The 19,662-nt window shown below is 64.7% G+C and carries 20 protein-coding genes; 9 read left to right on the plus strand and 11 right to left on the minus strand.

Annotation, left to right across the window (positions count from 1 at the left end):
- Window positions 1–49: 49 nt before the first annotated feature.
- Window positions 50–1,546, minus strand: coding sequence for a PQQ-dependent sugar dehydrogenase (locus AC1VV3_RS09590; RefSeq protein WP_482961637.1), 1,497 nt, complete (start codon window positions 1,544–1,546; stop codon window positions 50–52).
- A gap of 61 nt (window positions 1,547–1,607) precedes the next feature.
- Here AC1VV3_RS09590 and AC1VV3_RS09595 point away from each other — a divergent pair, with 61 nt between their 5' ends.
- Window positions 1,608–2,090 carry a GAF domain-containing protein gene (locus tag AC1VV3_RS09595; RefSeq protein ID WP_482961638.1) on the plus strand — a complete coding sequence of 161 codons (483 nt, stop codon included), beginning with the start codon at window positions 1,608–1,610 and terminating at the stop codon, window positions 2,088–2,090.
- A gap of 152 nt (window positions 2,091–2,242) precedes the next feature.
- Complete coding sequence (locus AC1VV3_RS09600; protein ID WP_465127678.1) at window positions 2,243–2,773, plus strand: hypothetical protein; 531 nt, start codon at window positions 2,243–2,245, stop codon at window positions 2,771–2,773.
- A gap of 66 nt (window positions 2,774–2,839) precedes the next feature.
- On the opposite strand, the gene AC1VV3_RS09605 is transcribed toward AC1VV3_RS09600, so the two are convergent.
- From AC1VV3_RS09605 to AC1VV3_RS09630, 6 genes are all read right to left on the minus strand, one after another.
- On the minus strand, window positions 2,840–3,850 hold the full coding sequence (locus AC1VV3_RS09605; protein WP_314467807.1) for a ParB/RepB/Spo0J family partition protein: 1,011 nt from the start codon (window positions 3,848–3,850) through the stop codon (window positions 2,840–2,842).
- A complete protein-coding gene (locus AC1VV3_RS09610; protein ID WP_132264304.1) occupies window positions 3,847–4,623 on the minus strand; it encodes a ParA family protein in 777 nt (258 codons plus the stop codon). The genes AC1VV3_RS09605 and AC1VV3_RS09610 overlap by 4 nt, the downstream gene beginning before the upstream one ends.
- On the minus strand, window positions 4,620–5,261 hold the full coding sequence (gene rsmG / locus AC1VV3_RS09615; RefSeq protein ID WP_482961639.1) for a 16S rRNA (guanine(527)-N(7))-methyltransferase RsmG: 642 nt from the start codon (window positions 5,259–5,261) through the stop codon (window positions 4,620–4,622). Before rsmG ends, AC1VV3_RS09610 begins: the two co-directional genes overlap by 4 nt.
- Window positions 5,258–7,123 (minus strand): tRNA uridine-5-carboxymethylaminomethyl(34) synthesis enzyme MnmG, encoded by a 1,866-nt coding sequence (gene mnmG, locus AC1VV3_RS09620; RefSeq protein ID WP_482961640.1) that lies wholly within the window; start codon window positions 7,121–7,123, stop codon window positions 5,258–5,260. The genes rsmG and mnmG overlap by 4 nt, the downstream gene beginning before the upstream one ends.
- A gap of 68 nt (window positions 7,124–7,191) precedes the next feature.
- On the minus strand, window positions 7,192–8,469 hold the full coding sequence (gene mnmE, locus AC1VV3_RS09625) for a tRNA uridine-5-carboxymethylaminomethyl(34) synthesis GTPase MnmE (protein WP_442047084.1): 1,278 nt from the start codon (window positions 8,467–8,469) through the stop codon (window positions 7,192–7,194).
- Window positions 8,470–8,555: 86 nt separating this feature from the next.
- Window positions 8,556–8,819 (minus strand): DUF6489 family protein, encoded by a 264-nt coding sequence (locus AC1VV3_RS09630; RefSeq protein ID WP_482961641.1) that lies wholly within the window; start codon window positions 8,817–8,819, stop codon window positions 8,556–8,558.
- Between the two features lie 135 nt (window positions 8,820–8,954).
- Here AC1VV3_RS09630 and AC1VV3_RS09635 point away from each other — a divergent pair, with 135 nt between their 5' ends.
- From AC1VV3_RS09635 to AC1VV3_RS09645, 3 genes are read left to right on the plus strand one after another with little or no spacing between them, the layout of a single operon-like run.
- Complete coding sequence (locus AC1VV3_RS09635; RefSeq protein WP_134094827.1) at window positions 8,955–9,650, plus strand: dienelactone hydrolase family protein; 696 nt, start codon at window positions 8,955–8,957, stop codon at window positions 9,648–9,650.
- Between the two features lie 4 nt (window positions 9,651–9,654).
- On the plus strand, window positions 9,655–11,241 hold the full coding sequence (locus AC1VV3_RS09640) for an FMN-binding glutamate synthase family protein (protein ID WP_482962087.1): 1,587 nt from the start codon (window positions 9,655–9,657) through the stop codon (window positions 11,239–11,241).
- 25 nt (window positions 11,242–11,266) lie between these two features.
- Entirely contained in the window at window positions 11,267–12,235 is a 969-nt protein-coding gene (locus AC1VV3_RS09645; RefSeq protein WP_482961642.1) for a quinone oxidoreductase family protein, read from the plus strand.
- A gap of 169 nt (window positions 12,236–12,404) precedes the next feature.
- On the opposite strand, the gene AC1VV3_RS09650 is transcribed toward AC1VV3_RS09645, so the two are convergent.
- The 4 genes from AC1VV3_RS09650 to hemE all read right to left on the minus strand — a co-directional run bounded on the left by AC1VV3_RS09650 (window position 12,405) and on the right by hemE (window position 16,363).
- Window positions 12,405–13,079, minus strand: a complete 675-nt coding sequence (locus AC1VV3_RS09650) for a TerC family protein (RefSeq protein WP_132265254.1) — start codon at window positions 13,077–13,079, stop codon at window positions 12,405–12,407.
- Between the two features lie 63 nt (window positions 13,080–13,142).
- On the minus strand, window positions 13,143–14,399 hold the full coding sequence (gene rho, locus AC1VV3_RS09655; RefSeq protein ID WP_132264295.1) for a transcription termination factor Rho: 1,257 nt from the start codon (window positions 14,397–14,399) through the stop codon (window positions 13,143–13,145).
- 330 nt (window positions 14,400–14,729) lie between these two features.
- Window positions 14,730–15,173, minus strand: a complete 444-nt coding sequence (locus tag AC1VV3_RS09660) for a CopD family protein (protein WP_132265252.1) — start codon at window positions 15,171–15,173, stop codon at window positions 14,730–14,732.
- Between the two features lie 164 nt (window positions 15,174–15,337).
- Window positions 15,338–16,363 carry a uroporphyrinogen decarboxylase gene (gene hemE / locus AC1VV3_RS09665; RefSeq protein ID WP_482961643.1) on the minus strand — a complete coding sequence of 342 codons (1,026 nt, stop codon included), beginning with the start codon at window positions 16,361–16,363 and terminating at the stop codon, window positions 15,338–15,340.
- A 357-nt stretch (window positions 16,364–16,720) separates the two neighbouring features.
- Here hemE and AC1VV3_RS09670 point away from each other — a divergent pair, with 357 nt between their 5' ends.
- The 4 genes from AC1VV3_RS09670 to coaE are packed head-to-tail and all read left to right on the plus strand — an operon-like array spanning window position 16,721 to window position 19,624.
- Entirely contained in the window at window positions 16,721–17,566 is an 846-nt protein-coding gene (locus tag AC1VV3_RS09670; protein WP_132264292.1) for a pyruvate, water dikinase regulatory protein, read from the plus strand.
- Window positions 17,567–17,583: 17 nt separating this feature from the next.
- A complete protein-coding gene (locus AC1VV3_RS09675; RefSeq protein ID WP_134094829.1) occupies window positions 17,584–18,168 on the plus strand; it encodes a Maf family protein in 585 nt (194 codons plus the stop codon).
- On the plus strand, window positions 18,165–19,022 hold the full coding sequence (locus tag AC1VV3_RS09680; protein ID WP_482961644.1) for a shikimate dehydrogenase family protein: 858 nt from the start codon (window positions 18,165–18,167) through the stop codon (window positions 19,020–19,022). The genes AC1VV3_RS09675 and AC1VV3_RS09680 overlap by 4 nt, the downstream gene beginning before the upstream one ends.
- Window positions 19,019–19,624, plus strand: coding sequence for a dephospho-CoA kinase (gene coaE / locus AC1VV3_RS09685; protein ID WP_482961645.1), 606 nt, complete (start codon window positions 19,019–19,021; stop codon window positions 19,622–19,624). Before AC1VV3_RS09680 ends, coaE begins: the two co-directional genes overlap by 4 nt.
- Window positions 19,625–19,662: the final 38 nt, after the last annotated feature.

A 19,662-nucleotide genomic window follows, 5' to 3' on the forward strand; every position in this document is an offset into this window, starting at 1 on the left:
TCACATACCGATCCACAAAAAAGGGGACCCGAAGGTCCCCTTTTCCTTGTCAGTGGCCCGCAGGCAGCATCTTGTCCGGTCCTTTGGTGAACCCGGCTTCCAGATTGCCGGTAGCGCCGGGAACGGTGGGATCCTTGATCTCTTCCAGCGGCTTCATATGTTCAGTCTCCACCGCCTTGATCGCTGCCGAAGGCGCCGCGCCGGGCGCCTGCACCCGCCAGACCACGCCTGCGGTATCGTCCGTGACGAGCAGGCTGCCGGTCTTGTCAAAGGCCAGCCAGGTGGGGCGGCCGCGCGTATGCGAGGCGTCCTTCAGGAAGCCCGAGAGCACAGGGATCGGCTTCACATCCTGCGGATTGCCATTGGCATCGAAGGGCACGAAGACCACGTCGTAGCCCACCGCCGGACGGCGATTCCAGGAACCGTGGCGAGCGACGAAGGCGCCATTGGCAAACTTGCTGCCCATGCGGTTACCGCCGCCTGCGAAGACCATGCCGAGCACGCTGGCATGCGCGCCCATCGCGTATTCCGGCTTGCGGGTATATTCGAGCATGTAAGTCTGCATCGGCCACTGCACGCGTTCGTCGAACGTCGTCTTCCAGTAGACCCAGGGCCAGCCATACTGCGCACCCACCGGCACGTTGGTCAGATAATCGGGCACGAGGTCCGGGCCGAGCATGTCGCGCTCCTGCACGGTCGCCCACAGCTCTCCGGTAGATGGATTCCAGCCAAGGCCGTTGGGATTGCGCATGCCGGCCGCGAACTGGCGGCGGCGGGCGGTGTCGATGTCGATCTCCCAGATCGCGGCGCGGCCCGTTTCCGCTTCCATGCCATCATCGGCGATATTGCTGGCCGAACCGACCGTGACGTAGAGATGCTTGCCGTCCTGGCTGAGCAGCAGGTTGCGCATCCAGTGGTTTCCGGCCGGCGGCAGGTCCATCATCGTGCGCAGCGGCTTGCCGTCCAGCTTGGTGGCGCCGGGCTGGAAGGCGAATTCGAGAACCTTGTCGTGATTGGCGATGTAGAGTTTGCCGTTCTGGTAAGCCATGCCCGAGGGCGAATGCATGTCGGCGGCACGGAAATCGAAATGCTGTTCCGCCTTGCCATCGCCGTCCGCATCGCGCAGCAGCACGATCTTGTCGGGCGAGGCCTCACCGGCGCCCACCTTGTTGAACATCCAGCCCATCACCATGCCGGTCACGCCCTTGGGCTTGTTGCCGGCAGGCGCATTGGTTTCCGCTACCAGCACGTCGCCATTGGGCAGAGTGAGCATGGTGCGGGGATGGTCGAGACCTTCGGCGAAGCGGGCCACGGCCAGCCCCTGCCCTGCCTTGGGCGCCTCGTTGGCAGCCCAGCCCACGGGCTCCAGCAGCTTGACGCTGGGAATCCATTGCGGGTCCGGCTCGACCAGCTTGGGATCCTTGCCCACCGTGTCGTCGAACGGGAGGTCGGATGTGTTGGAGTACTGGGACCAGGCGATCACGCCGACGACGGCGAGAATGACCACGACGAGGGCCAGGGCGACTTTCGTGAGAATGGAGCGCATGCCCCTGAAATAAGCCGGTCCCGCCTATGCGGCAACAGGGACTTGGAGTAACGGAAGGGTCATGTACGACTTTGCTCCCCGGGGCGATCAGCCCAAGCCCGAACTCTATGCAGACCTTACCTCGGCCGCGAAGGCCTTGGTGGAAGGCGAACCGGACGGCGTGGCCAACATGGCCAACGTTGCCGCGCTGATTTGGCAGTTCCTGCCCGAGCTGAACTGGGCGGGATTCTATCGGAATATCGCGGACGAACTGGTGCTCGGTCCCTTCGTGGGCAAGCCCGCCTGCATCCGCATCCCCTTGGGCCGCGGCGTCTGCGGCACGGCGGCGGCCAGCGGCGAGACTCAAGTCGTTCCCGATGTCCATGCTTTCCCCGGCCATATCGCCTGCGATGCCGACAGCCGCTCCGAGCTGGTGGTCCCGGTCGTTCGCGATGGCAAAGTCGTGGCGGTGATCGACCTCGACAGCCCGATTGCCAATCGCTTCGACCGCGAGGATGCCGAAGGCATCGAGGCGCTCGCGGCCATCATCGCATCTTCGATCTGATTCCTGCCGTCTCTCGCCGGGATTGACTCATGCCGTCTCTCGACGGGACTGGCCGGCGAGAGCGGGAAGCTTGGCCTTTCGCGGCTCATGGTGCTAAACAGTCCGTTAACAGACGCGGCTAATGCCCAGGATCCCGTGAAAAGGCCCAGCGAATGCGTAAGACCCTCAGCACCGCGAGTCTCGCCCTTGCCCTGCTTTCCAGCACTTCGGTAGCTTTTGCCGCCGATGACCAGGCCGGCGCGGATTATCTTCGCGGCACGCCGCAGGCGTCTTCCGCCAGCACCCACGCGATTCGCTACGAATTCGATCCGGCCCAGCGCGATGCCTGGCTGGCCGATTGCCATGGCAAGGTCGCAGCAAGCGGTCGGCCCCGCTCGGGAACCTACCGCGAGAACCAGGGCGCGAGCGGCGAGTGCGAAGCGTATCTCGACGACTATCTCGCCCGCTATCGGCAGGGCCAAGTCGCGGTACCGGTCTATGGCTATGCGGCTCCCGGCTATGCTTACGTCTATCCAGCCCAGTCGATGCGGATGGTATCGATCCCCGTAATCCAGGCCATCGACGGACGCGGCGAACCTATCGCTTATGCCGAGGAAGCCGGCGTTCGCCCCGCCCGCCGAACGATCCCGCGCCGCAATCCCGCCGCGGCCGAGGCTTCCGGCGAGGTCTACGAAGCGCAATAGGCCAAAGAAAAGCGGCGCCCGAACCGAGGTTCAGGCGTCGCCCAATCTTTCCAAAAAGCCGGCCGCTCAGATAGATCCGCCAGTGAGGCGCTGGCAGATCAGGTCGAGCTGGTCGAGCGTGGCATAGCGGATCGTCACCGTGCCTGACTTGGGATCGGCATCGGCGTTGATCTTCACCGGCAACCCCAGAAACTCCTCAAGGTGGCTCTGCACCGCGACGATGTCGGCATCCTCATGCGGGTTGCGAGCAGTGCGCGCCCGGCGCGGAGCAACGTCTCCGCGCGCCTTCTTGCGAACCAGCTTCTCGATCTCACGCACTGACATCTGCTTGGTGATCGCGGCGTCGGCGATCTCCTCGGCATCATCGCAACCGATGAGCGCACGGGCATGGCCCATGGACAGGCTGCCCTTCTCGACCATCGAGATCACGCCGTCCGGCAGCGCGAGCAGGCGCTGGAAGTTGGCGACATGGCTGCGGCTCTTGTCGACCATGCGGGCGATCTCAGCCTGAGTCATGCCCTCGAATTCCGCGAGGCGGTTATAGGCCCGCGCTTCCTCGATCGGGTTGAGGTCTTCGCGCTGCAGGTTCTCGATCAGGGCCAGTGCCATGACCTCGCGCTCAGTAAGCTCCCGCACCAGTGCAGGAATCTCGTGGAGCTGCGCCTTCTGCGCCGCGCGCCAGCGACGCTCGCCCGCGACCAGCTGGTACCGGCCGTTGTCCATCGGCCGCACGATGATCGGCTGAATCACACCGCGATGGGCGATCGAGGCCGCCAGCTCTTCCAGCGCCTCCTCGTCGAAAATCCGACGGGGCTGATCCGGGTGCGGGGTGATGTCGGCGATGGCCAGGACGGCAAGCCCCCCTGCCCGCGGTAAACCGCTACGACCTTCCGACAGGCCGGAAGCGGCCAGAGGTTCCTCGCGGCGGGTCTCGCCCAGCAGGGCACCCAGACCTCGTCCAAGGCCCTTCGGTTTCGCCTTCGAGGCAGAGGCCGAGGGTCCGGGCGCGGCCGATTCCTGAGCGGTCGGATCCTTGACGGGGGGTATGCTGAGGCGGACGATCGATTCGTCGTTCATGCCGCTTTCCTCTTCTCGGGCAGTCGGGTGATAAGTTCGCGCGCCAGGGCCATGTAGGCGCGGCTGCCGGCGCAGGCATGATCGTAGATCAAGGCGGGCACGCCGTGACTGGGCGCTTCGGAAAGGCGCACATTGCGCGGAATGGTGGTCTCGAAAACGAGCTGGCCCAGGCACGAGCGGACATCTTCGGAGACCTGATCGGTCAGGCGGTTGCGCCGATCGAACATGGTCAGCGCAATGCCGATGATGCCAAGGTCCGGATTGAACCGCTGCTGCACCCGCTCCACCGTCTGGAGCAGCTGGCTAAGTCCTTCCAGCGCGAAGAACTCGCACTGAAGCGGCACCAGCAGGGTATCGGCCGCGGTGAGCGCATTGAGCGTCAGCAGGCCCAGCGAAGGCGGGCAGTCGATCAGGCAGACGTCGTAACCCAGATCGACCCGCAGCGCCGAACGGAGACGGTTGGCGCGGTCGTCTGCGTTCACCAGTTCCACTTCAGCACCGGAGAGATCGACAGTGGCCGCCAGAAGATCGAGGCCGGGGATGCTGGTGGGCATGACGCAATCGGCTACCCGTGCGCGGTCGACCAGCACTTCGTAGGAAGTGCGTTCCCGATCGGAGGCCGAAACGCCGATCCCGGTCGAGGCATTGCCTTGCGGATCGAGGTCGATCAGCAGGGTATTCCAGCCAGTCGCAGCAAGCGCGGTCGCGACGTTGATCGCGGTCGTGGTCTTTCCAACCCCGCCCTTCTGGTTGGCGATAGCGATACGGATCACTTGGTCATACCCTTCCTGTCGGCCAGCTTACCGACAATGATGCCTGCATGCGGGTCCGTCAGGGACTGTTCCACGTGGAACATGTGCCGCCACTTGCGAAGGTCTTCCAGTTCTTGCTTTGCCGACCGCCCTTTGGGCAACAGCCAAACCGTGTCGCTTGTGGAAAAACGTGCGGAAATTGTCAGAAGTTTTTCAAGGGGCGCAAAAGCGCGCGCGGAAATCACGCTTGCGGCGAAGCTCTCGACGAGTTCGAGGCGTTGCCCGGCGATACGCGCATTATCCAGTCCCATGGCCACGCGCGCCCGATCGAGCCACTCAACTCGCCGCGTGCGCGATTCGACCATGACCACTTCGCACTCGGGCCTTAGCGCCGCGATGACGAGGCCGGGGAAACCGGCGCCGGTACCAAGGTCGATCCAGGGGGAAGATGTTTCACGTGAAACATAGGGAAGAAGCTGCGCGCTATCGACGATATGCCGCAGCCAGACCTGCTCCAGACTCGCAGCGGAAACGAGGTTCTGCTGGCGGTTCTCCTCGACCAGCATGGCGATCAAGGTCTCCAGGCGAACCCAGGCGTCCTCATCGCATTCGGGCAGCTTCCGCAGCCATTCGCGTGCTTCGTCTTCCGTCGTGATCATGCCGCCTCCCTGCGGGCATGGACCAGCAGCGCCGCCAGCGCCGCCGGAGTGATTCCGGGGATCCGCCCGGCCGCTGCGAGACTCGCTGGCCGGGCCTTGCTCAACCTCTCGACCATCTCTCGCGAGAGGCCGGGAATGTCGGCATATGGAAAATCATCGGGCAGCGTCAGGCCCTCGCTGGCCCGAAGGTCGCGTAGTTCGCGTTCCTGCCGTTCAAGGTAAGGCGCGTAAGCCGCGTCCTCCACCATCTCCTCGATCAAGTCCGAGTCTTCCAGCAGGGCCGGATCAAGCCAGGGGGCAAGGCCAGTCACGTCGACTCCGCCGAACCGCAGCCACTCGCGAATGGGAAGCCGCCCGACATCCGCGCGCACCGGGAGACCGGCCTGCGCCAGTTCATGCCCTGTCACTTCGATGCCGAACGCCATGTCCACTTTGGCCCGATCCTCAAGCCGCCGTTCGAACCATGCCTGGCGCTCCGGGCCGGCCGCGCCGATCTGGATGGCCAGCGGAGTCAGCCGTGTCGAGGCATTGTTCGCGCGAAGACGGAGGCGATACTCGGCGCGCGCCGTGAGCATGCGATAGGGCTCGCTCACGCCGTGAAGGGTGAGATCGTCGATCATCACCGCCATATAGCTGTTGGCCCGGTCCAGCGCCGGGGCCTCGCGTCCAAGCACATCCGCAGCGGCATGCATCCCGGCGACAAGACCTTGCGCGGCGGCTTCCTCGTAGCCGGTCGTGCCATTGATCTGGCCTGCGCAGTAGAGCCCCGACATATCACGCAGTTCCAGACTCGTGCGGAGCGCACGGGGGTCGATGTGGTCGTACTCAACGGCGTAGCCGGGAACGACCATCTCCACCCGCTCCAGGCCTTCCATGGTGCGCAGCATTGCAAGCTGCACATCCGCCGGAAGCGAGGTGCTCACGCCGTTCGGATAGACCAGCGGGTTATCGAGACCTTCCGGCTCCAGGAATATCTGATGGCCGTCGCGATCGGCGAAGCGGTGAATCTTGTCCTCGATCGAGGGGCAGTAGCGCGGACCGGAAGCACCGATCGCGCCGGTGAACAGCGGGGAGCGGTGGAGGTTCTCGCGGATCACGTCATGGGTGCGCGGGTTTGTCCGCGTGATGGCGCAGAAGACTTGCGGAACCTTGCGTCGCCGCGCCGCGCCGTCCTTGGGCGCCATGGCCGACATCGTCCAGTCCTCGCCATCGGAAGGCTGCTCGTCGAGCCGGCCCCAATCGATGGTGCGGCCATCGAGACGCGGCGGTGTTCCCGTCTTGAGTCGCGCCATCGGCAAGGCGGCGTCGCGCATCTGTGCTGCCAGACGCTGCGCGGAAGACTCGCCGATGCGACCGCCGGTGAGCCGTTCTTCGCCCCGGAACAAAGTGCCGCCAAGGAAAGTACCCGTGCAGAGAATCACGGCACGCGCGGCGACCTTCGTGCCGTCTCCGAGTTCGATGCCGACCACCCTGCCCTGTTCGATAACGAGCGCCGCTGCCTCGCCGCCGATCAGGGTGAGATCGCCCTGCTGCTGCAGCAGGCCATGGATAGCCGCCCGAAACAGCTTGCGATCGGCCTGGACCCGTGGGCCCTGAACCGCGCTGCCTTTCGAGCGGTTGAGCATGCGATAATGGATGGCAGCCGCATCGGCTGCGCGCGCGATAAGCCCATCGAAGGCATCGACCTCGCGCACGAGGTGCCCCTTGCCCAACCCGCCGATGGCAGGGTTGCAGCTCATGGCCCCCACCGCATCGAGATCGAAGCTCACCAGAGCGACACGCGCGCCCATACGCGCGGCAACCGCCGCCGCCTCGCAGCCGGCATGGCCGCCGCCGATCACGATCACATCAAAGGAATGCATGGACGATGCGCTTACCCGAAGCGACGAGTCCCGTCAAAGTCGTTGAAAGTGTTTCACGTGGAACATCGCTATTTGCCGATGCAGAAACGGCCGAACAGCGCGTCGAGCATGTCTTCGGTGGTGGCGCGCCCGATCAGGGTATCGAAGGCAACGCGCGCCAGCCGCAGCGACTCTGCAACCAGCAAAGGATCGCGCTCAAGGACCGCCATGGCCAAGGCCCGCTCCGCTTCGGCCACCAGAGCATGCTGCCGCCGGTTGAGCGCTGCCTCACCCGGCTTCGGCATGGAAACGGAAGCGGTCGCCACCAGGTCGTGCCGCAGCGCTTCCAGCCCCTCACCTGTCACTGCGGACACCCGGTGGCGCGGTGCCTGTTTCTGTTCCACGTGGAACAAGTCCGCTTGCGCCGCGATCTCCCAAGCGGCTTCAGGGGCCTCCCCTTCCGGACCAAGCCAGAGCACGAGGTCGGCTTTGTCCAACGCTGCCAGAGCGCGCGAAATGCCGATGGCCTCGATCTCGTCGCCGGTCTCATCGCGAAGACCTGCGGTGTCGCCGAACAGGAACGGTATGCCGCCGAGGGACACGGCGCGGGTCAGGACGTCACGTGTCGTTCCGGCCAGCGGTGAGGTGATGGCGGCTTCGTCTTCCACCAATGCGTTAAAGAGCGTGCTCTTCCCCGCATTGGGCGGTCCGGCGAGGACGACGCGAAAGCCTTCACGCAGCGCTTCCGCGCGCGGCCGGGACATCCATGCCAGAAGTTCGCCGCGGAGACCTTCGAGGCGCTGGATGAAGTCGGCCGGCAGATCGGACACGTCGTCTTCGTCGCCAAAGTCGAGCACGGCTTCTACGGAAGCCGATGCCCTGAGCACATCGTCACGCCATAGCTCTACCTGCCGCGAGAAAGCGCCGCCAGCCATGGCAAGCGCCGAGCGGCGCTGCAGTTCGGTTTCTGCCGAAAGCAGATCGGCCAGCCCTTCCGCTTCGGCGAGATCGATCCGGCCATTGGCAAAGGCACGCCGCGTGAATTCGCCCGGCACGGCGCGGCGCAAGCCGGGAATCTCCGCAAGAGCCGTCTCCACGGCCGAAACCACGGCCCTTCCCCCATGCAGATGGAGTTCGGCCAGATCCTCTCCCGTTGCCGTGCGAGGCCCCGGAAACCAGAGAACGAGCGCCTGGTCGAGAACCGCCCCGGCCCCGTCGCGCAAGGGACGGTAGCTGGCACGGCGGGGCTGCGGAAGCGATCCGCTCAAGGCTTCCAGTGCCGCTCCGGCCCGCGGCCCGCTGATGCGGACGACGCCGATGGCAGCCGGTGGCGCGCCGCTGGAGAGCGCGAAGATCGTGTCTTGAATGTCTTGAGGCATGAGCAACGCGCTACAGGAGCGCGGGCGAGAGGTGAACCCCGCCCAGCATCATGCGCGCCCTCGGCTGCGATCGCTCAGTCGGTCTTCTTGGGCTTGGTGCCACCACTCATGGCCATGGCCGCGCCGCTTTCCATCAATTGCTGGAACAGCTTGAGACCGTATTGGCCCATGGGGGCGACCTGCTTGGTCAGCTCCTGAAGCTGGTCGAAATTGCCGACGCCCTGCATCGCCTTGGCCAGCGCATCGACATAGACGTCGTTCGCCTTGGTGACGTCAGGCAGACCGAGGAACCGCCTTGCCTCTTCAGGCGAGCATTCGACCTCGACATTGACCTTCATCACGGCCTCCCATCTGGAATTTCTGCATCCTGCCTGACACATGGCGTTGGCAAAGTCCATCGCTCATGCCTAACCTCCCGGCAACGTCTGATCGGGCCAAAAGGCTGCCAGGCCCCTCTTCCGCAGGAGACACCCATGACCAATATCGAAATCCCGACTCTCGACGGTGACGGCATGATCCCGGCCTATGTCGCCCGCCCCGAAGGCACCCCGCGCGGCGCCATCATCGTCCAGCAGGAGATCTTCGGAGTCGATGCCGGTATTCGCCGCAAGGCCGATGGCTGGGCCGCCAAGGGCTACCTCGCCGTCGCGCCTGACAGCTTCTGGCGCCAGAAGCCCGGCATCGAACTCAGCCCCTATGTCGAGGAAGAATTCAAGCAGGCCATCGGCCACATGTCTGCGCACGATTTCGATCTTGGCATTCGCGACATCGAAGCGGTGATCCACTGGATCCGCCGCGAGGAAGGCGTGCCGAAAGTCGGCCTCGTCGGATTCTGCATGGGCGGCCGTATCGCCTACATGGTGGCGGCGCGCACCGACATCGATGCTTCGGTGGGCTACTACGGTGTGATGATCGACCAGATGCTGGGCGAAAAGCACGCCATCGCCCGCCCGCTCATGCTGCATATCCCGGTGGCCGACCACTTCGTGGACGCGGCCGCGCAGAAGGCCATCCACGACGGTCTCGACGACCATCCCCGCGTCACCTTGTGGGACTACGAGGGCCTCGACCATGGCTTCGCCGCCGAGATCGGTGCACGCCGCGACGAGGCCGGCGCGGAACTGGCTGACGGCCGAACCGAGGCGTTCTTCGCGGAGCATGTCGGCTAAGCCGATGACGGTTGCCCCGCGCTACGCCGTGCCGCTTGCGGTCGTGATTCTCACGGCCGCCTGCTGGCTGGTTCCATCGTGGCGCTGGGCGCTGATCCTGATGGTGCCGGTCCTGCTGTTGACCGTCTGGGACTTCCTGCAGAACCGGCACGCCTTGCGGCGAAACTACCCGCTGATCGCGCGGGTCCGATGGCTCTTCGAAGACTTGCGCCCTTACTTGCGCGCCTATCTGGTGGAAGGCGACCGCGAAGGCCGGCCCTTCACCATCGAGGAGCGCGGCCTGGTCTATGCCCGTGCCAAGGGCGATGTCTCGTCTCACCCGATGGGCACCGAACTCGATGTCTATTCGGAAGAATACGAATGGCTCGGCCACTCCATCGCCCCCAATGAGAAAGCCCCTGAATCCTGGCGCGTGAAGATCGGCGGAGACCAATGCGCCAAGCCCTACGAAAGCGCCCTGCTCAACATTTCCGCCATGAGCTTCGGCTCGCTTTCGGCCAATGCCATCGAAGCCCTGAACAAGGGCGCGGCCATGGGCGGCTTCGCGCATGACACCGGCGAAGGCTCGATCAGCCGCTACCATCGGACTTATGGCGGCGACTTGATATGGGAACTCGGCAGCGGGTATTTCGGCTGTCGCCACAAGGACGGCAGCTTCGATCCCGATCTCTTCGCGCGGCAGGCGCAGGACGATCAGGTCAAGATGGTGGAGATCAAGCTGAGTCAGGGCGCCAAGCCCGGCCACGGCGGCGTACTTCCCGGACCCAAGGTCACGCCCGAAATTGCCGAGGCCCGCAAGGTCGAAGTCGGAGAGGACTGCCTCTCCCCCGCCGCCCATTCGGCCTTCTCCACCCCGATCGAATTGCTCCAGTGGCTGGAGCAGCTGCGCGAACTGTCCGGCGGCAAGCCCGCGGGCATGAAGCTGTGCGTGGGGCAGCCCCATGAAGTCATGGCGCTTATCAAGGCCATGCTGGAAACCGGCATCACCCCGGATTTCATCGTCGTCGACGGGGCCGAGGGCGGCACCGGCGCGGCCCCGCAGGAATTGACCGACAATGTCGGTATGCCGATGCGCGAGGGCCTGACCCTGATGCGCAACGCCCTGGTCGGCGCGAACCTCAAGCACCGGGTGCGGCTCGGCGCCTCAGGCAAGATTCACTCCGGCGCCGGCATGGCCCGTGCCTTTGCCCTCGGCGCGGACTGGTGCAATGCCGCGCGGGCCTTCATGTTCTCGCTGGGCTGCGTCCAGTCGATGAAGTGCCACACCGGCGAATGCCCGACCGGCGTGGCCACCCAGGTTGCCTGGCGCCAGCGCGGCCTCGTGGTCGAGGACAAGGCAGAGCGAGTCATGCGTTTCCAGAGCGAGACCCTGAAGTCCCTGCGCGAGATCGTGGTGGCCATGGGCTACGACGACCCCTGGGGCCTCAGCCAGCACGACATGTACCAGCGCATAGACAGCGCCAAAGCCGGGCCGCTCGACGAGGTCTATCGCTTCCTCAAGCCGGGCGAACTGCTCGCCGACCCCGAATCCACCCCATACGCCCGCGCCTGGCGCGTCTCGCGCGCGGACACGTTCAGAAGAATCTTCTGATCGCCCTCTTCAAGGACCTGACGACATGACCACCGGATACAGGATGATCGCCCGCACGCACGGCGGTCCCGAAGTGATCGAGCGGGAAGATTTCGACGTTCCCTCCCCCGGCCCCGGCGAGGTGCTGATCGAAACCGAGGCGGTGGGGCTCAACTTCATCGATACGTACTACCGCAAAGGCCTCTACGCCGATCCGCTGCCGATCAAGCTGGGCTCCGAAAGCGTCGGCCGGATCGTCGCGCTGGGTGACGGCGTTTCGGAATTCTCCATCGGAGAACGCGTGGGCACGACTCATGCGGGTGGTGCTTATGCCAGCCACCGCCTGATCAAGGCCGCGCAGGCGATGCGCATTCCCGAAGCGATCGCCCCCGAGATCGCGGCCGCCGTCATGCTCAAGGGCCTGACCGCCTGCTATCTGGCAGAGGACACTTTCGCGGCCGACAAGGGCCACGTCGCCCTGGTGCATTCCGCGGCGGGCGGAGTCGGTTCGTTGCTGGTCCCCTGGCTGCTCGATCGCGGCGTCACCGTCATCGCCCACACCGGCAGCGCCGAGAAGGCTGCGCAAGTGCCGGGCGATCATGTGCTCCACTGCCCCTTCGCGGAACTGCCCGAAGCCGTACGGGACATCACCCGGGGCGAGATGTGCCATGTCGTCTATGACGGCGTCGGCGCAGAATCGTGGACGGCCTCGCTCGCGTCACTGCGCAAGCGCGGCTTCATGGTGACTTACGGCAATGCCTCGGGCCCGGTACCCCCGATCGCGCCGCTGGAGCTTATGAAGGCCGGATCGATCTATCTCACGCGCCCGACTCTGGCCGATTACGTCGCCACGCCGGAACAGCTGGCGATCAGCGCGAAGAAGCTGTTCGACCGCATCGCCAAAGGAATCCTGAAGCCGCACATCGGGCAGACGTTCCGCCTGGAAGAGGCCGCAGAAGCGCATCGCGCGCTGGAATCGAGGGCAACCACCGGTTCCACCATCCTGGTACCCTGACGAGGCTCCACGGCCAATCCTGGGCACATAGCGCCCGACCTTCCGCGGGTTTCTCGACGGTCACCCCAAGGCGGCAAAGAACCGGGCGGCGAACTCAATGCCCTAGAACAGAAAGGGACCCGGAAGGCAGAAGCCTCCGGGTCCCTTTTCCGTTTCACGCTCGATCGTATCAGATCAGGGTCACGATCCCGAGCTGCGGATCCACCCAGCCCTCGTAGATCATCTTCACCGCCACGTAGAGGATGACGGCCAGCCCCACCCAGGCGATCCAGCGATAACGCTCGATGTACCGGGCGATGAAGTTCGCGGCCACGCCCATGAGCGCCACGGCGAAGACGAGACCCACGATGAGGATGCCGGGATGATCGCGCGCCGCGCCGGCGACACCGAGCACGTTGTCGATCGACATCGAGATATCCGCCACCGCAACCGAGATGGCCGCTCCCGCAAAGCTCTTGGCAGGGCGCACGCCGGAGTTTTCGTCACCCTCGATCTCGGGCGAGCCGGGATGATTGCCGCCGTGAATCTCGCGGTACATCTTCCACGCCACCCACAGCAGCAGCAATCCACCCGCGAACACCAGCCCGACAATGCCGAGCAGCCAGGTGACGATCAGCGCGAAGCCGATCCGCATGACCAGCGCGGCGATCACGCCCAGGGCGATCACCTTCTTGCGCTGGTCGGCCGGGAGACCGGCGGCCAGGGCACCCACGACAATGGCGTTATCGCCCGCCAGCACCACGTCGATCATCAGGACCTGGAGGAACGCCGAAAAAGCGGCCGGCGTCCCCAGGTTCGAGAAGTCGTTGACGATGTGCTGCCAGATCTCTGCCGGACCGCCCATGGAGGAAGTCGCGACCAGTGTCTGAAGGATGCTCAAGCCCCCCAAAGTCTCCCAAGCTCCCCTTTACTGATTCATCGTCGAGAAGAAGTCCTCGTTGGTCTTCGAGTCCTTCATCTTGTCGAGCAGGAACTCCATCGCGTCGACGGTGCCCATCTGCATGAGGATACGGCGAAGGACCCACATCTTGGTGAGCTGATCCTTGGGAACCAGCAGCTCTTCCTTGCGGGTGCCGGACTTGCCGACATCCAGCGCCGGGAAGATGCGCTTGTCCGCCACCTTGCGGTCCAGGACGATTTCCGAGTTACCGGTGCCCTTGAACTCTTCGAAGATGACTTCGTCCATGCGGCTGCCGGTATCGATCAGCGCGGTGGCGATGATGGAGAGCGAACCGCCCTCCTCGATGTTGCGCGCGGCGCCGAAGAAGCGCTTGGGGCGCTGCAGGGCGTTGGCGTCCACACCGCCGGTCAGCACCTTGCCCGAGCTGGGCACCACGGTGTTGTAGGCACGGCCGAGACGGGTGATCGAGTCCAGCAGGATCACCACGTCGCGCTTGTGCTCGACCAGGCGCTTGGCCTTTTCGATCACCATTTCGGCGACCTGGACGTGGCGCTGGGCGGGTTCGTCGAAGGTGGAGGAGATGACCTCGCCCTTCACCGAACGCTGCATGTCGGTGACTTCCTCGGGGCGCTCGTCGACGAGCAGCACCAGCAGGAAGACTTCCGGATGGTTGTCAGTGATGGCCTTGGCCATGTTCTGCAGCAGCACGGTCTTACCCGTGCGCGGCGGCGCCACGATCAGCGCGCGCTGGCCCTTGCCCTGCGGCGAGATGAGATCGATCACGCGGGCCGACTTGTCCTTGACCGTGGGGTCCAGGCAATCGAGCTTCAGGCGCTGATCGGGATAGAGCGGCGTCAGGTTGTCGAAGTTGACGCGGTGGCGCACCACGTCCGGATCGTCGAAGTTGACGCTGATGAGCTTGGTGATGGCAAAATAGCGCTCGCCGTCCTTGGGGGCGCGGATTTCGCCTTCGACGGTATCGCCCGTGCGCAGGCCCCATTTGCGGACCTGGTTCGGCGAAACGTAGATGTCGTCGGGTCCGGCGAGGTAGTTCGCCTCGGGGCTGCGCAGGAAGCCGAAACCGTCAGTGAGCACTTCGATGGTGCCCTGCCCGATGATTTCCTCGCCGTCTTCGGCCACTTCCTTGAGAATGGCGAACATGAGGTCCTGGCGGCGCAGCGTCGAAGCGCCTTCAACGCCCAGTTCCTCAGCCATTTCGACCAGTTCGGCCGATGATTTCTTCTTGAGTTCTTTAAGATGCATTTGTCTGGATTCCGGATGGAAATGGTGTGTCGGCCGGCGGGATCGAAGGGCTTGGGGAAAGCGGATCCGGGCAGGAGAATGGGCTCGCCGCCCTATGCCGGAACAGGGCCCAGATAAGCGTTCGCCGGGCCTCGGTCAACGAGTCAATCCGCCAAGCGGCGTGTGGGCGGGCCGAATGGATCGGGCCTCAACGCGGCGGCGAATGGAGCCGTTCGAGTCCCCTGGGTCGTAACGGGGGAGCGCAGAGGGTTCCTGAGTCGCTTTCCTGCGGACCGGTCGCTGCCTGTCCGCGGGCCCGAAACAAGGCCGGGGTGTGGGACTAAAATCGATTCAGAACGGCTTCACGACCACCAGGATCACGATCACGGCGGCGGCCAGCCCCGGAATCTCGTTCAGCAGGCGCAGCTTTCGGCCGGTCAGCGGACGCTCGCCGCGCGCCAGCTTCTTGCCGTAGCCTACCAGCCAGCCATGATAGCCCGAAAGACCCAGGACGAAGAGCAGCTTGGCGTGAAGCCAGCCCTGGTCCCACGCGCCCATGGCAGTGGCGGTGGCGATGCCCAGCACCCAGACGAGGATCAGCGAAGGCGTCAGGATGATCTTGCGCAGCTTGGCTTCGCGATCGATCCAGCGTGCTTCCTCTGCCGAGCCCGGCTCCGCTTCCTGGTGATAGACGAAATAGCGCGGGAGCATGAACAGCCCGGCCATCCAGAAGATCACGAAGATGACATGTCCGGCCTTGAGCCAGAGATAGAGCATGGAAAGCACTTCCTGCATGAGTCCCACGAGTCTGATGGTTCCGGGGCGGCCCTCCTGCACTCTTGCCCTGCTTCGGGCAAGACGATTCCGTCCGTGAATCAGCCGATTAATCCGCTTCCGGGCGGTCGATCGCTGGGCAGGGTCGGGAGGGATGCCTGTTGAGGGCCGCCGCCGGAATGGGCCTATCGCGACCAGTTCCGGACGATGCCGAGTAGCTTCTCCACGTTCTCGATCGGCGTGAACTGGCCGATTCCGTGGCCGAGATTGAAGACGTGCGGCCGGTCGGCAAAGGCATCGAGCACGCGGTGGACCTGACTCTCGAGGTCCTCACCGCCCGAAAGCAGCAACAGCGGATCGAGATTCCCCTGCACCGGCAGGCCCGCCGGCAATTCCCGCGCCGCCCAGATCGGGTCGATGGTCTCGTCGATTCCGACCGCGTCGACACCGGTCTCGCGGGCATAGGATGCCAGTTTTTCGCCGGCCCCCTTGGGGAATCCGATGATCGGAGTCTCGGGATGGCGCGCTTTCACCGCAGCGACGATCTGCGCATTGGGAGCGATGACCCAGCGCTCGAACTGAACGGGAGAGAGCGACCCTGCCCATGAATCGAAAAGCTGGACGGCTTCCGCGCCGGCTTCGATCTGGCCGCTGAGGTAGTCGACAGTCACCCCCACGATAGCCTGGATGATCGCCTGGAACGCCGTAGGGTCGCGATAGGCCATGGCGCGGGTCTCATGCTGATCCCGGCTACCCTCGCCTGCACACATGTACGTGGCGACCGTCCAGGGGCTTCCTGCAAAGCCCAGCATCGTCTTGTCGGCATCGAGTGCGGCGCGAACCTTGCACACGGTTTCGTAGATCGGGGAGAGGCGATCGGGCACGGCGGAGAGACTCTCCAGCGTGCTGTCGACCAGGCGCGGAGTCAGCCGCGGACCTTCGCCGGCCAGGAACTGGAGGTCCTGCCCCATGGCGTAAGGCACGATCAGGATGTCCGAGAACAGGATCGCGCCGTCGAATCCGAAGCGGCGGATCGGTTGCAGGGTGATCTCGGCGGCTGAGTCGGTATCGTAGACGAGGGCCAGGAATCCGCCCTTTTCGGTGCGCAGGGCACGGTATTCGGGAAGGTATCTTCCGGCCTGGCGCATCAGCCAGACCGGGCGCTTGCTCGTGTTCGTTCCGCGCAGGTTTTCGAGAAGAAGGCCAGGCATCGAGATTCAGGTCCGATCAAAAAAATAAAGATTCTTAGAAGGATGATGGAGTCTGTTGGTCCTGTGGATATCGGGGACGATTGAATCTTGCCCGAATTATTCCACGGTGAACAGGTTCAAATCTGCGCGGCGACTCTCCACGGAGTCTGAGTCAAAGACTCTTTATCCCGGTTACCCACAGGGTGTGGGCGCGAATTGAATCATGTTTACGACTCTAGAGATTGAATCGGTTCAACGGGGAGGAAAACCGGGATCCGAGTTGTCACCGGACTAGTCCCGTGGTTTATGCCGGGACATATCCACAAGCCGCCGGGAGGTCTGGCGGCTCCCTCGCGAAAGACTCTGGAAAAGCCTCGAATGGCGCGATTTCATCTCCACCTGCTCTCGGATTCCACTGGCGAAACGCTGGAAATGATAGCCAAGGCCGCCCTCGCCCAGTTCGACGATTCAGACGTCCTGCGGCACTTCTGGCCGATGGTGCGATCCCAGCAGCACCTCGACCGGATCATGGGCGAAATCGCCGCCAATCCCGGACTCGTCTTCTTCACTCTCGTGAACGAGGAAACGCGCGGCAGGCTGGAAGAGCGCTGCCAGCAGCTCGGGCTGCCGGCGATTGCCGTGCTCGACGGTGTCACCGATGCCCTGGAAGCCCTGCTCGGCCAGGAGGCCAAGGGGCGTCCGGGCCGGCAGCACCGCCTGGACGACGCCTATTTCGCGCGCGTCGATGCGATTCAGTTCACCATCGCTCATGACGACGGCATTGCCTGGGAGGACTGGGAAGAGTCCGATATCGTCCTGGCGGGAGTCTCGCGCACCAGCAAGACGCCGACATCGATCTACCTCGCCAACCGCGGGTACAAAGTGGCGAACATCCCCATCGTGGTGGAGAGTCCGCCGCCGCCGCTGCTGTTCGGCCTCAAGCGACCGCTGGTCGTGGGCCTGACCACCGCGCCGGAGCGCCTGATTCAGATTCGCCGCAACCGTCTGCTCTCCCTCAGCCAGTCGCCGGACACCGATTACGTGAAGTCCGATAGGGTGGAGAACGAGCTGAAATACGCGCGCCGCATGTTCGCGGACAATTCCTGGCCGGTGATCGACGTGACGCGTCGCTCGATCGAGGAAACGGCCGCGGCGATCATCAATCTCTATAACGAGCGCAAGGCCGAAGGGACGCAAGGTCCGGTCGGCCCCAAGCCGATCTGACTTCACGGGAAATCGACATGATCGTCCTGGCATCTCAAAGCGCGTCGCGGCGCGCCATGCTCGAAGCCGCAGCCATTCCGTTTCGCGCGCAGCCCGCGCATGTCGACGAGCGCGCCATCGAGGCGGGGCTTTCCGGCAGGCCGCCCGCCGAGATCGCCCTGCAACTGGCGCGGGCCAAGGCGCTGGCGGTATCCGATCAGGCGCCTGGAGAGCTGGTGCTCGGCAGTGACTCGCTGGTCGAATGCGCTGGCCGCCGTTTCGACAAGCCCGCCGATCGCGAGGCCGCCGCCGAACATCTGCGCTTTTTCTCCGGCAAGGCGATGAATCTCCACAGCGCCGCCGCCCTCGTGCGCGACGGCGAGGTCCTCTGGGCCGAAGACGCCGTGGCCTCGCTCCATGTCACGACGCTTTCCGAAGCGTTCATTGCCGATTATCTCGATGCCGAATGGCCCGAAGTGGCGGGCTGCGTCGGCGTTTTTCGTATCGAAGCCCGGGGCGTGCAGTTGTTCGAGAAGATCGACGGCGACTATTTCACCATTCTCGGCATGCCGCTGCTCAAAGTGCAGGCGGCGCTGCGCCGTCTCGGAGAAATCGCGCAATGACTCTGCCTTATGCCGAAGTGATCGGCGATCCGATCGGACAATCCAGGTCCCCGGTGATTCACGGATTCTGGCTGGAGAAGCTCGGCCTCGAGGGTCGCTACGACCGGCATCTCGTTCCGGTTGAAGGCCTGGCCGGCTATCTCGACGAACGCCGCGGCGATGCCGCCTGGCGGGGTTGCAACGTCACCATGCCGCACAAGCTGGCGATCGTGCCCCTGCTCGACAGGCTGGATCCGCTGGCGGCCAGGATCGGCGCCGTGAACACAGTGGTGCGCGAAGCGGATGGCTCGCTGACAGGCTACAACACCGACGCTCCGGGCTTTCTGGAGCCGCTGCAGCCGCTGCTCGACCAGACTCACTTGTTCCGTATGGCGCGCGTGCTCGGTACCGGCGGCGCTGCGCGGGCGATCGTTGCGGCCCTGGCGGAGCGCGGCTTCGTGATCGTGCTGGCCGGGCGCGATCCCGCCAAGGCGCGGGCCATGCTGGACGAGTTGACCGTGCAGAAGGACCATCAAGCCATCGACCTGGCGCATTTCGCCGAGCCTACCGATTTCGCCTTCGACGACCGCGAGCACTGCCTCGACATCATCGTCAATGCGAGTCCGCTGGGCATGGCCGGGCAGCCGCCCCTCGCCTTCGATTTCAGCCATGCGCCGCCGCGCAGCGTGGCCTATGACATCGTTACCAGTCCGCTGGAGACGCCGTTCCTTCAGGATGCCCGCAAGGCGGGACTGGAAACGGTCGACGGCCTGGCGATGCTGATCGGCCAGGCCGACGTCGCCTTCACGCGTTTCTTCGGGGTGAAGCCGCCGCGCGAGCATGACGAGGAACTGCGCGCGCGGCTTCTGGCATGAGTCGCGCCGCGGCCCCGAAGATCCTGGGCCTCACCGGCTCGATCGGCATGGGCAAGTCCACCGTGGCCGGGATGTTCCGCGCTCTCGGCGTGCCGGTCTTCGATGCGGATGCCGCCGTTCACGAATTGCAGGGCCCGGGCGGGTTGCTGGTCGCGGCGATCGAGGCGGCCTTTCCGGGCACCACCGGCCCGGAGGGGGTCATTCGCCAGAAGCTGGGCGCGGCCGTGTTCGGAGACAAGGCGGAACTGGCGCGACTCGAGGGCATCGTCCACCCCGCCGTCGCGGAGGCGCGGCGCCGCTTCATGGCGACGCATGGCAGCGCGTCGCTGGTCGTTTTCGACATACCCCTGCTTTACGAAAAAACGGGCGATCGCGGCCTGGACGGGGTGGTGGTGGTCTCCGCTCCGGCAGAGGCCCAGCGTGCCCGCGTGCTCGCGCGGCCGGGCATGACGGCGGAGAAATTCCAGCAGATACTGACCCTTCAGGTTCCGGACGCGGAAAAGCGCGCGCGCGCCGATTTCGTCATCGATACCGGGACCACATTGGAGGAAACCCGCCGGCAGGTAAGCCGCATCGTGGATGCGCTGGCCGGGTCAGAATAATCGCCTCAGGGCCTTGCGAAGTGGGCCGGGCAGGCAGA

The sequence above is a fragment of the Novosphingobium sp. BL-S-34 genome, assembly GCF_056857015.1.

Coding starts and splice junctions, on each gene's coding strand:
- AC1VV3_RS09660 (WP_132265252.1), bottom strand. CDS start 15,173: ATGCAGGAAGTGCTTTCCATGCTCTATCTCTGGCTCAAGGCCGGACAT.
- AC1VV3_RS09600 (WP_465127678.1), top strand. CDS start 2,243: ATGCGTAAGACCCTCAGCACCGCGAGTCTCGCCCTTGCCCTGCTTTCC.
- AC1VV3_RS09605 (WP_314467807.1), bottom strand. CDS start 3,850: ATGAACGACGAATCGATCGTCCGCCTCAGCATACCCCCCGTCAAGGAT.
- hemE (WP_482961643.1), bottom strand. CDS start 16,363: ATGCCTGGCCTTCTTCTCGAAAACCTGCGCGGAACGAACACGAGCAAG.
- coaE (WP_482961645.1), top strand. CDS start 19,019: ATGAGTCGCGCCGCGGCCCCGAAGATCCTGGGCCTCACCGGCTCGATC.
- rsmG (WP_482961639.1), bottom strand. CDS start 5,261: ATGATCACGACGGAAGACGAAGCACGCGAATGGCTGCGGAAGCTGCCC.
- AC1VV3_RS09670 (WP_132264292.1), top strand. CDS start 16,721: ATGGCGCGATTTCATCTCCACCTGCTCTCGGATTCCACTGGCGAAACG.
- AC1VV3_RS09680 (WP_482961644.1), top strand. CDS start 18,165: ATGACTCTGCCTTATGCCGAAGTGATCGGCGATCCGATCGGACAATCC.
- AC1VV3_RS09595 (WP_482961638.1), top strand. CDS start 1,608: ATGTACGACTTTGCTCCCCGGGGCGATCAGCCCAAGCCCGAACTCTAT.
- AC1VV3_RS09640 (WP_482962087.1), top strand. CDS start 9,655: ATGACGGTTGCCCCGCGCTACGCCGTGCCGCTTGCGGTCGTGATTCTC.
- AC1VV3_RS09645 (WP_482961642.1), top strand. CDS start 11,267: ATGACCACCGGATACAGGATGATCGCCCGCACGCACGGCGGTCCCGAA.
- mnmG (WP_482961640.1), bottom strand. CDS start 7,123: ATGCATTCCTTTGATGTGATCGTGATCGGCGGCGGCCATGCCGGCTGC.
- AC1VV3_RS09635 (WP_134094827.1), top strand. CDS start 8,955: ATGACCAATATCGAAATCCCGACTCTCGACGGTGACGGCATGATCCCG.
- AC1VV3_RS09630 (WP_482961641.1), bottom strand. CDS start 8,819: ATGAAGGTCAATGTCGAGGTCGAATGCTCGCCTGAAGAGGCAAGGCGG.
- AC1VV3_RS09590 (WP_482961637.1), bottom strand. CDS start 1,546: ATGCGCTCCATTCTCACGAAAGTCGCCCTGGCCCTCGTCGTGGTCATT.
- AC1VV3_RS09650 (WP_132265254.1), bottom strand. CDS start 13,079: ATGGGCGGTCCGGCAGAGATCTGGCAGCACATCGTCAACGACTTCTCG.
- rho (WP_132264295.1), bottom strand. CDS start 14,399: ATGCATCTTAAAGAACTCAAGAAGAAATCATCGGCCGAACTGGTCGAA.
- AC1VV3_RS09675 (WP_134094829.1), top strand. CDS start 17,584: ATGATCGTCCTGGCATCTCAAAGCGCGTCGCGGCGCGCCATGCTCGAA.